The organism is Clostridium sp., from assembly GCF_026168755.1.
Taxonomy (GTDB): domain Bacteria; phylum Bacillota; class Clostridia; order Clostridiales; family Clostridiaceae; genus Clostridium.
The window spans coordinates 131,552-142,481 of sequence record NZ_JAPFDR010000003.1; the positions used below are offsets into that span (position 1 = coordinate 131,552).

Below are 10,930 nucleotides of genomic sequence, written 5' to 3' on the forward strand. Positions count from 1 at the left end.
ATAATTTAAGTTATATAAATTTTAACCATAATATAGTAATGAAATTTTATTTTATTATTATATTATGGTTTATTTTTTTATTTAATGTTTAGATTTAGGACATTTTATTAATACTATATATAAGCTGTGGATAAAATTAATATGAAATAAAATTTAAATATGAAATATATTTATAAAATTAACAAAAACTAGAGGTTACACACATAATCCACAGGAGCTTGTGGATAACTTGTTAAAAAAATGTTGATATATAAGTTAATAATTATAAACATTATTGTAGATAATAATAAAATAAGTATAAAATTTAGCGAATATAAAGGAGGGATATTTTATGAAATGGCTAAAAATGTGGTTTTTAGTAATATTAATGTTGTTGATAAGTATCAAGAGTTATCCACAGGCTATGTTGAAAAGTAGTGGATTAAATGAAGATAATTCCAATATAAAAGTTGTGGATAAAATATATAAATCTAAAAATGATTATTTAGACATTAATGTAATTGTTCCACAAATAACAGGTATGAGTGATAAAAAACAAGAAGACGCAATTAATAATAAGATTGCAAAGTGGACAGAAAATTGGATTAATGAAGTTAAACAGATTGCAGATGAATACTTTAAAGATAAGCCAGAACCGTTAATGACATATCAATTATATGCCAGATATAAGCTGACTAATAATACAGATATTATTAGTTTTTATATAGATTATTATCAATTTTCAGGTGGAGCTCATGGTATAACAAATAGAATTGCTTATAATATAGAAAAATCAAATGGTAATGAGATGCAATTAAAAGATATTTTTAAAGATAACTATAATTATAAGGATATAATTAATGAAGAAATAAATAGACAAATAAGCAAAGATCCTGATAGATATTTTACTGGTAAGGATGGATTTAATGGAATAGGAGATAATCAAAACTTCTATATAAAAAATAATACACTTGTGATTTATTTTGGATTGTATGAAATAGCGCCATATGCCTCAGGAATATCAGAGTTTATTATTCCTAATAATCTTCTTGAAGGAAATTTTAAGTATGGTAAAATATAATAAAAATTTTCAAATAAGAGGGTTAATAAATGAATGATATAAAATCAGTATTTAATAGGCAAAAAGAGTTCTTTAATTCAGGAAAAACAAATGATATTAATTTTAGGATAGATACATTAAAAAAGCTAAAGCAAGTAATCAAAGTAAATGAAGATAAAATTTTAGAAGCATTAAAGAATGATTTAGGAAAATCTAATTTTGAAGGTTATGCAACTGAAGTTGGAATTGTATATGATGAAATTAATATTCACATAAAAAATATTAGAAAATGGGCAAAGATAGAAAAAAGAAAATCACCAATAATATATTATCCTTCTAAGAGCTATATATACAAAGAACCTTATGGGGTAACGTTAATTATAGGACCTTTTAACTATCCATTTCAATTAGTATTAGCTCCATTAATTGGAGCTATTTCTGCAGGTAATACAGCTATAATAAAGCCATCAGAAAATACGAAAAATATATCATTATTATTAGAAGAAATGATTAATGAAAATTTTCAAGAAGAGTACTTGAAAGTAGTTAATCCATTAGAAGGAAAAGAATTAGTATCATATCTATTAGAACTTCCATTTGACTATATATTTTTTACTGGTAGTATTAAGGTAGGAAAAATAGTTATGGAAAAAGCAGCTAAAAACTTAATACCTATAACATTAGAATTAGGTGGAAAGAGCCCTTGTATAATTGATAAAGATGCAAAATTAGAAATTGCAGCAAAAAGAATAGTTTGGGGAAAGTTTTTGAATGTAGGTCAAACATGTGTAGCACCAGATTATCTATGCGTTCATAGTAGTGTTAAAGATAAATTGTTAAAATTAATTGTTGCAGAAATTCACAAGCAGTTTGGAGCAGATATTAAAAATAGTCCAGATTATCCTAGAATAGTTAATAATACTTCATTAAATAGATTAAAAGAGTATCTTAATGATGGGCAGATATATTATGGAGGAAATATTGATAGTACTGAGTTATATATGGAGCCTACTATTTTAACTAATGTAGATGTTACTTCTAGTGTTATGACTGAAGAGATATTTGGACCTATATTACCAATAATAGAATTTGATAATATACAGGATATAATAAATTTTATTAATAATAGAGAAAAGCCTTTAGCATTATATTATTTTTCGGAAAATAAAAAGAGTATAAATAATATTTTAAGATGCACTACATCTGGAGGGGTTACTATAAATGATACTGTAATTCATGTTGCCAATGGAAATTTACCATTCGGTGGAGTTGGAAATAGTGGAATTGGTAATTATCATGGTAAGGCTAGTTTTGATGCTTTTACTCATAAAAGGTCGGTAATGGAGAGGGGAACATTTGTAGAATTTAATATAAGATTTGCACCTTATAAAGAAAAAATAAATATTTTAAGGAAATTAATGAAATAATAATATGATTTCACAATTGACAAAAGGCACTCATATAATAAAACATAGTACTACGTGGAGTGGAATTTTGTGATATACGCGCTAATTTTAGCTGGAGGAAAAGGTACAAGGCTATATCCTTTATCAAGAGCAAATCAACCTAAGCAATTTTTAAAGGTTATTAATAATAAAAGCTTTTTAGTAAATACAGTTGAAAGAATTACTCCTTTAATTAAGAAGGACAATATTTATGTGGTAACTAACAGGGATTATGTAGAAAAAATAAGAGATGAGTTATCAGATGTTAATTCTGAAAATATATTTACTGAACCAGCAAATAAAGAAACTGCTACTTGTATAGGATTATCAGCCATTAAGTTATTGAAAAAAGATAATGATGCTGTAATGGTAGTTTTACCTTCTGATCATCACATTGATGGTCAAAAGGATTATTTAGATACACTATCAGAAGCTATTGAAATAGCTAATAGACGTAGAGGAATAGTTACAATAGGCATTACTCCAACTAGGCCTGAAACTGGTTATGGATATATTAAAATGGGAGAACGAATAGCATCTGCATCTCAAGCATATAAGATTGCAAGGTTTACTGAAAAACCTAATATGGAAGTAGCTAAGGATTTTTTATTAAAGGGAACTTATCTATGGAATTCAGGTATGTTTGTTTTTAGAGCAGATGTTATATTAAGGGAAATTGAAAAGTATTTGCCTAAGATGTATAAATCATTAATGAATATCTATCAACATCTAGGAGAAGATGATGAGGAAGAGGTAACTAGAGAAGAGTATGAAAACATCGATGGTATTTCTATAGATTTTGGAGTAATGCAAAGAACTAGAAAAGCCTATGTAATAAAAGGATCTTTTCAATGGGATGATATAGGAAGCTTTAGTGCCTTAAGTAGGTATTTAAGCGAATATAGAAACAATAAGATAAGTAACAATGTCTATATCCAGGATTGTGAAAATTGCTCCATATTTGGAGGAGATAAAAAATTAATTATTGGTTTCGGAGTTAAGGATTTAGTTGTTGTTGATGCAGGTGATGTTATCTTGGTAATGGATAAGGATAAAGATCAGGAGATTAAGCATTTGCTTAATGATATTAATGGCAATCCTGAGTTTGGAGAGTTTATTTAATGAAAAGTTAAAAGTACCAAATTGAGTTTATATTAAATTCAATTTGGTACTTTTATTTTTAGGATTATTAATAAATATACAAGATATAAATGGTTATTACTCACGGGGGAGATTCTAAATGATAAGCAATTTAATTAAATAATAAAAAAACTATTGCAAATAATAAAAAAAAGAATATAATAAACTCATACCCCCTACCTGGGGGGTGTGAAAGATAGTAATAATTTAAATAAATATTTTTTATTAAAAGGAGTGATATATTGACTAATAAATTTAAAATAAATGGAATGACATGTTCTGCTTGTGCTAATAGAATTGAAAAAGTAGTTAGCAAGATGGAAGGGGTAGAAGAAGCAAATGTCAATTTTGCAACAGAAACATTAACAGTTAATTATGATGATAAAATAATTACTCAAGAAGATATTGAACAAAAGGTTGAAAAAATAGGATTTAAAATACAAAAAAATATTCAATTACATAATTATAAAATAGAAGGAATGACTTGTTCAGCATGTGCAAATAGAGTTGAAAAAGTTACAAAGAAAATGTCTGGAGTTGAAAATGCAGTAGTTAATTTTGCAACAGAAAAACTTTCAATAAGCTATGATGCAGATGTTATAAATTTTGGAGATATAAAAGCAAAAGTTGAAAAGGCAGGATATAAATTAATAAGAGAAGATGAACAGAAAGTAGAAGAAAAGAGAAAGAAATTAGATGAAAAAGGAAAGCTATTCTGGAGATTAATACTATCATTAATATTTGCATTACCCCTTTTAACAATAACAATGGGTCATATGGTGGGAATGCCATTACCTAACATTATGGATCCAATGATGAACCCACTTAACTTTGCTATAATTCAATTAGTTTTAACAATACCAGTTATGATAATTGGGTATAAATTTTATTATATTGGATATAAAAATTTATTTAAATTAAGTCCTAATATGGATTCTTTAATTGCGATAGGTACAAGTGCAGCTTTTATTTATAGTTTATATGGAACATATAAAATTTATACAGGTGATGGTTCTTATGCTATGAGTTTATATTATGAAGCTGCTGTTACAATACTTGCTTTAATAACTTTAGGTAAATATTTAGAGGCAATTTCTAAAGGAAAAACATCTCAAGCAATTAAAAAGCTTATGGGATTAGCTCCAAAGACAGCTACTATTGTAAGAGATGGAAAAGAGTTAGTTATTCCTATAGATGAAGTTATTGTTGGGGATATAGTTATAGTTAAGCCGGGTGAAAAGTTACCAGTTGATGGTGAAGTTATAGAAGGATCTACTTCAGTTGATGAAGCGATGCTTACAGGTGAAAGTATCCCAGTTGAGAAGACAATTGGAAGTAAAGTAATAGGAGCTAGTATTAATAAAACAGGATTTATTAAATACAAAGCTACTAAGGTTGGTAAAGATACTGCATTATCTCAAATTATTAAGTTAGTTGAAGATGCTCAAGGATCAAAAGCTCCTATTGCAAAAATGGCAGATATTATTGCATCATACTTTGTACCAATAGTAATTGGCTTAGCGATACTTGCTAGTATTGGATGGTTAATTGCTGGTGAAAGTGGAGTATTTGCATTAACAATATTTATTTCAGTTTTAGTTATAGCTTGTCCATGTGCATTAGGATTAGCAACACCTACAGCAATTATGGTTGGAACAGGAAAAGGAGCAGAATACGGAGTTTTAATTAAAGGTGGAGAAGCTCTAGAAGTTACTCATCAAATTGATACTATTGTATTTGATAAGACTGGTACTATTACTGAAGGTAAACCAGTAGTAACTGATATTATTACTACTACAATATCAGAAGAGGAATTATTATCTATAGCAGCAAGCAGTGAAAAAGGTTCAGAGCATCCTTTAGGTGAAGCTATAGTAAAAGGTGCAGAAGAAAGAAATATTAAATTTAAAGAGATATCTAACTTTAAGGCAATTCCAGGTCATGGAATTCAAGTTGAAATAGAAGGTAAGGTTATCTTACTTGGAAATAAAAAATTAATGACTGAAAACTCTATTGAAGTTGGAGATTTAGGTGTTAAATCAGATAAATTAGCAAATGAAGGTAAAACACCTATGTATATTTCAATAAATAATAAGTTAGAAGGTATCATTGCAGTTGCAGATACAGTTAAACCAAGCAGTAAAGAAGCAATTGAAAATCTTCATAAGATGGGAATCAAAGTTGCTATGATTACTGGAGATAATAAGAAAACAGCTGATGCTATTGCAAAAAAAGTTGGAATTGATATTGTTCTTGCAGAAGTATTACCAGAGGATAAAGCAAATGAAGTTAAAAAACTTCAAGAAAAGAGGAGTAAGGTTGCTATGGTTGGTGATGGAATAAATGATGCTCCAGCACTAGCACAAGCAGATATTGGTATAGCAATTGGTACAGGTACTGATGTAGCTATTGAATCAGCAAATATAGTACTTATGAAAGGTGATTTAAAAGATGTTGCTACAGCAATTAAGTTAAGTAAAGCAACTATTAGAAATATAAAACAAAATCTATTTTGGGCATTTGGATATAATGTTTTAGGTATTCCAGTGGCTATGGGAGTGCTTCATATATTTGGAGGACCATTATTAAATCCAATGATAGGAGCAGCAGCAATGAGCTTAAGTTCAGTTTCAGTTTTAGCAAATGCATTAAGATTAAGAGGATTTAATCCAAATAAATAAGTATAATAGTTATTAATAATGTTAAAATATATGTTATGTTAAAATAGTTGAAAGTGAGGAGATTTTATGAAAAAGAAAATATTAATTGAGGGAATGAGTTGCAAAAACTGTGTGGCTCATGTAACTGAAGCTTTAGAAGAGTTAAATGATGCAAAAGGAATTGAAGTTAATTTAGAAGGAAAGTATGCAATAGTAGAAACAAATGAATCTGATGATTTAGTAAAAGAAAAAGTTGAAGATATGGGATATGATGTAATTAATATAGAAAATATATAGCAAAAAAGAACTGGTATTTAATCAAATATCAGTTCTTTTCAGTTTATTATATAACAAGTCCTTAATTAGATATTCCTTGATTTAATAATCTAGGTGATGAAAGTTTTATGCCAATAGCACCAATAGGGGCAGTAATTAATACACTTAAAATAGCAATAGCCTGCATTACTTCACCACCAGCAACACCCATTTGCAAAGGGATACCAGCTTTAGCAGACTGAACAGTTGCTTTAGGTAAATAAGCTATCACACAAAAGATTATTTCTTTAAAGGATAAGTTAGTTCCAATTAAAGAAATAACAACTCCTATTGATCTAACAGTTAAAGATATAATAAGCATTACTATTCCTATCCATAAGTAATTTCCAACAAGAGAAGGATTTATTGCCATTCCAACAAAAGCAAATAAATAAATCTTTCCATACTTCCAAACAATATTTATCCCATCTTGAATTTTAAGAGCTATATCATCTAAAAATGCTCTTAAGAAAAATCCATAAATCATTATAGTTAATAAAGAATTAAAAATTTCTAAGTGAAAAGTATTTTCTACTAATCTAATTAATAAACAAATTATAAATGCAAAAATAACTCTTAAATCATTAATTTTAATAAAATTTAATAAGTTTTTAGTTAAAAAAGCAAGCAACCATCCTATAAATATACTTATAAAAATAGTAATAGGAATAGAAATAAGTTCACTAGCAATAGAAATATATTCTCCATTAGTTCTGGACATATAGACTTCTAAAAAAGTTGTAAATAATGTAATTGCAACAGTATCATCAGCAGAAGCACCAACTAAAAGCATTTGAGGAATTGCTTTGTCTTGCCCAACTTTTCTTTTAATCAAATCAATCATTGATGGAACTAAAACAGCAGGGCTTACAGCAGCTATTATAAATCCTAAAATTGCACCTTGTATAAAAGTAAAATTAAGAAATAGTGTTGATAAAAAAGCAATTGTTAATCCTTCTAAGAGTGCTGGTATTATACTTAGTAAAATAGCAGGTCTACCTATTTGCTTCATTTGTTTTAAGCTTATTCCAAGTCCACCTATAAATAATACTGTTACTAAGGCAATATCCTTGATATAAGAAGATATATCTAAAGTTGATTGAGGAACAAGGTTTAAAAATGATGGTCCTATAAACATTCCAAGTAAGATCATACCTATAAGAGAAGGGAATTTTATAAACTCTACTAACTTACCACTATAATTAGCTAATATGCCTATTAATATTAAGCTGATTATAATTATTAAAAACTTAATTAACATAAATAATCCTCCTATAATAAAGTAAAAATAAAAAAAGCTAATGATTTCTACAACAAAAAAAGTTGTAGAAGTCATTAGCTATAATAAGCGGTTTTGATAATTCAAGGGAGAACTTCATTCCCTATATTTTTGATTGTATCATAAGTAACTATGTATTTCAAGAAGTTTGGATATTGAAATTTAAATTTACCTTATATTCAGTTATAGAAATCACTATTTGGAATTTTACATTTATATATACAGATTATAATTTTATTTATTTATTCTTAAAATGAAAATAATAAGTATTATTACAAAAATTTATATATCAAATAGAAGGTTTTTGTGTTAAAATTGTAATAAATTAACAAAGGTTTAATATTATAATGAAAGATGCAGAAATAAAAGAATAATGTATTAACTAATTACATGATAATGATATGGGAGGAAAGTATGAACTTTAAAGTATTAAGTGGGGATATTTATTTTTCAAATGAGTTTGTTAAGCTAAATGAGATAAGATTAGAATTTTTGCAAGAGGCCTTTAATTCGTCTTCAATATTTACTGAAGAGTGTATTAAAAAATTCAATAGCATTGATCAATTATTAAAGGATGGAGAATATTTTGGATATGAGTATTTAAATGGTTATATTTTAAAAGCCATAAATATTATTAATGAATTTGGAATAGAAGAAATTAATACTGATACATTTAACAAAAAATATTATTTAGATAGTTATTGTACATGGGAAAATGCTTTAGAGGAAATAAAGAAAGAAAATAACCAAGAAACTATAGATAGCAATAAAGGAAATGATATAACATATGCTAAGTTAAATATAAATTCTGAATTAATAAAGAAGCCTTTTATATTGAAAGAGAAAAATATAATATTAAATAGCGATAAAATTGAAAGTGATATTCCTCTAGAGATAATAAATAAATTAGTTAATTCTATGGTAGAGAGTATATTTAATATTAACTTTGCAGTAATAGATATTTTAAATCATTATAATATAGCTGAAGTAGCATCATATAATAATTCTGAAGAGATAAGGAAATCAAATAGTTTAATTAAACAGCTATTAGAAAATAAAATTTCACATGATGAGGAAGAAAATACTATAAAAGAAATAATAAAATTAAATCCTTATAATGAAAATATATATAAGGCTTTATTGTATAAGTATGGAGATAAGGATAATCAATTAGAGAGTTTAGGTGAGTTTTTAGGATATAATAATATACATGAATATAAGCATAAATTATTAGATGAATATTATAGAGGACTACCAAATGATACTAAAGAAGATATAAATAAATCTAAAGAAAGTATAGTATTATTTGCAAATAAGCTTTCCATTAAAGAATATTCAGAATATGTAGACGAGCTTGAAAAATTGTTCGTAGATAAAGTTAAATTAGAAGATTCAATAAAAACTAAGGAAATAGAAAAAAATGTTGAAATGGCAACTGTAGAAGTTAGTGAAAAGATTAGAAAAGATAAAAAAGGTAATAAAATTTGGATAACAACAGGAATTATAGTAGCTAGTTTATTAACTGTATATTTAATAATGACAGTATATTTTAACAATCATTTTTTCTTCAGAACATATATAAATGGAGTTAATGTTACTGGAAAAAGTAATAAATCAGCACAAGATTTTATGGAAGAAAAGGCTGATAATTATATTTTAACAATTAAAGAGAGAGAAGATAATATTGAAGAGTTAAATGGAAAAAATATTAATTTAAAATATGATTTTACTAATGGAATAAATGAGTTATTAGAAAGCCAAAATCCATTTTTATGGATTAAATCTATATTTGTTAGTAATCAGTATACAATAACAGAGGGTGTTTCTTATGATGAGGAACTATTAAAGCAATTTTTAGGTAATCTTAATTGTTTTGATGAATCAAATGTAAAAGAGCCTGTAAGTGCTTATATTAATTACACAGGTAATGGATATGAAATTGTAAAAGAGGATAATGGTAATAAAATAAAATATGATGAATTTTACTCAAAGGTATTGAATAATATTCAAAATATAAATTATGTTTTAGATTTAGAGAAGGAAAAATGTTATGAGGAACCAAAGTATACTAGTAAAGCAGATGCTGTGGTTCAAGCTAAAAATACTGTTGATAAATATATAGAATCAAAAATTACTTATACTACTTCAGGAGATGAAATAGTAATAGATTCAAGCTTAATAAATACATGGATTAATATAGATGAAGATTTTAATGTTACACTTAATGAAGATTCTATTAGAGCGTATATAAATGAATTAGGAGATAAGTATGATAATATAGGAGATGCTAGAACACTTACTAGATGGTCAGGTGAAGTTATTAAGGTTAGTACGACACCAGGAATATATTATATAGATAGAGATACAACTATAGCAGAAATAGTTGAAGCTATAAGTAATGGAGCTGAAACAACAAAAGAATTATCATTTAAAACCCCAAGTGCAACTGATGATTATGTAATAAATACTTTTGTTGAAGTTGATTTAACTAATCAAACAATCGTTTATTATAAAAATGGTGAATTAATTACTCAAGGAAATGTGGTTACAGGGGATGTAAGTAAAGGATATTCTACTCCAGCAGGAGTATATAGATTAGATTGGAAGAGGAAAGATTTTGTATTAAGAGGTGATGGATATGCTGCACCAGTTAGCTTCTGGATGCCATTCAATGGAGGAATAGGGCTTCATGATGCAAGCTGGAGAAGTAGTTTTGGAGGAAGTATATATAAAAATAATGGATCACATGGATGTGTTAATATGCCATATAGTGTAGCAGAGGCAATTTATAATAATATTGAAGATAAAACTACAATAATTTGTAGCTATTAGTAATAACTTCGCAATACTATTAAATAAATGTATTGCGAAGTTATTATTATTTAATATAAAAAAATAGAAGTAAATTAAAATATGTGAATCAAGATTTAAATAATTTTAAAATTCTGAAAATAGATATTATTTATTATTTATAACTAAATATATAATTTAAAATTATAAACAAAAAGTATTACTAAATACTAACATAAAAGCTGAAAGTTTACCCCAAATG

General features: G+C 26.6%; 7 protein-coding genes and 1 riboswitch. Of the genes, 6 read left to right on the forward strand and 1 reads right to left on the reverse strand.

The genetic code is table 11. The annotated features are described in order from the left end of the window. The first annotated feature begins 331 nt into the window (after positions 1-331). The 5 genes from Q0Y03_RS02610 to Q0Y03_RS02630 all read left to right on the forward strand — a co-directional run bounded on the left by Q0Y03_RS02610 (position 332) and on the right by Q0Y03_RS02630 (position 6,581). Complete coding sequence (locus tag Q0Y03_RS02610; RefSeq protein ID WP_297712281.1) at positions 332-1,060, forward strand: DUF3298 and DUF4163 domain-containing protein; 729 nt, start codon at positions 332-334, stop codon at positions 1,058-1,060. A gap of 29 nt (positions 1,061-1,089) precedes the next feature. Further along, positions 1,090-2,466, forward strand: coding sequence for an aldehyde dehydrogenase (locus Q0Y03_RS02615; RefSeq protein WP_297712282.1), 1,377 nt, complete (start codon positions 1,090-1,092; stop codon positions 2,464-2,466). Between the two features lie 69 nt (positions 2,467-2,535). After that, positions 2,536-3,606: a mannose-1-phosphate guanylyltransferase gene (locus Q0Y03_RS02620; RefSeq protein WP_297712283.1), complete on the forward strand. Its 1,071-nt coding sequence runs from the start codon at positions 2,536-2,538 to the stop codon at positions 3,604-3,606. A 260-nt stretch (positions 3,607-3,866) separates the two neighbouring features. Then, on the forward strand, positions 3,867-6,305 hold the full coding sequence (locus tag Q0Y03_RS02625; protein WP_297712284.1) for a heavy metal translocating P-type ATPase: 2,439 nt from the start codon (positions 3,867-3,869) through the stop codon (positions 6,303-6,305). A gap of 66 nt (positions 6,306-6,371) precedes the next feature. Further along, complete coding sequence (locus Q0Y03_RS02630) at positions 6,372-6,581, forward strand: heavy metal-associated domain-containing protein (protein ID WP_297712285.1); 210 nt, start codon at positions 6,372-6,374, stop codon at positions 6,579-6,581. 61 nt (positions 6,582-6,642) lie between these two features. Here the strand turns inward: Q0Y03_RS02630 and Q0Y03_RS02635 are convergent, their stop codons facing one another. Next, positions 6,643-7,860 carry a cation:proton antiporter gene (locus tag Q0Y03_RS02635; protein ID WP_297712286.1) on the reverse strand — a complete coding sequence of 406 codons (1,218 nt, stop codon included), beginning with the start codon at positions 7,858-7,860 and terminating at the stop codon, positions 6,643-6,645. Positions 7,861-7,918: 58 nt separating this feature from the next. Then, positions 7,919-7,991: riboswitch (Fluoride riboswitch) on the reverse strand. A gap of 301 nt (positions 7,992-8,292) precedes the next feature. On the opposite strand from Q0Y03_RS02635, the gene Q0Y03_RS02640 reads away from it, so the two are divergent. Continuing rightward, positions 8,293-10,710, forward strand: coding sequence for a L,D-transpeptidase family protein (locus Q0Y03_RS02640; protein WP_297712287.1), 2,418 nt, complete (start codon positions 8,293-8,295; stop codon positions 10,708-10,710). The last annotated feature ends 220 nt before the right edge of the window (positions 10,711-10,930 follow it).

Excerpts from the sequence above, each read along its gene's own strand:
- Q0Y03_RS02610 (WP_297712281.1), top strand. The coding sequence starts at position 332 with ATGAAATGGCTAAAAATGTGGTTTTTAGTAATATTAATGTTGTTGATA.
- Q0Y03_RS02615 (WP_297712282.1), top strand. The coding sequence starts at position 1,090 with ATGAATGATATAAAATCAGTATTTAATAGGCAAAAAGAGTTCTTTAAT.
- Q0Y03_RS02630 (WP_297712285.1), top strand. The coding sequence starts at position 6,372 with ATGAAAAAGAAAATATTAATTGAGGGAATGAGTTGCAAAAACTGTGTG.
- Q0Y03_RS02635 (WP_297712286.1), bottom strand. The coding sequence starts at position 7,860 with ATGTTAATTAAGTTTTTAATAATTATAATCAGCTTAATATTAATAGGC.
- Q0Y03_RS02640 (WP_297712287.1), top strand. The coding sequence starts at position 8,293 with ATGAACTTTAAAGTATTAAGTGGGGATATTTATTTTTCAAATGAGTTT.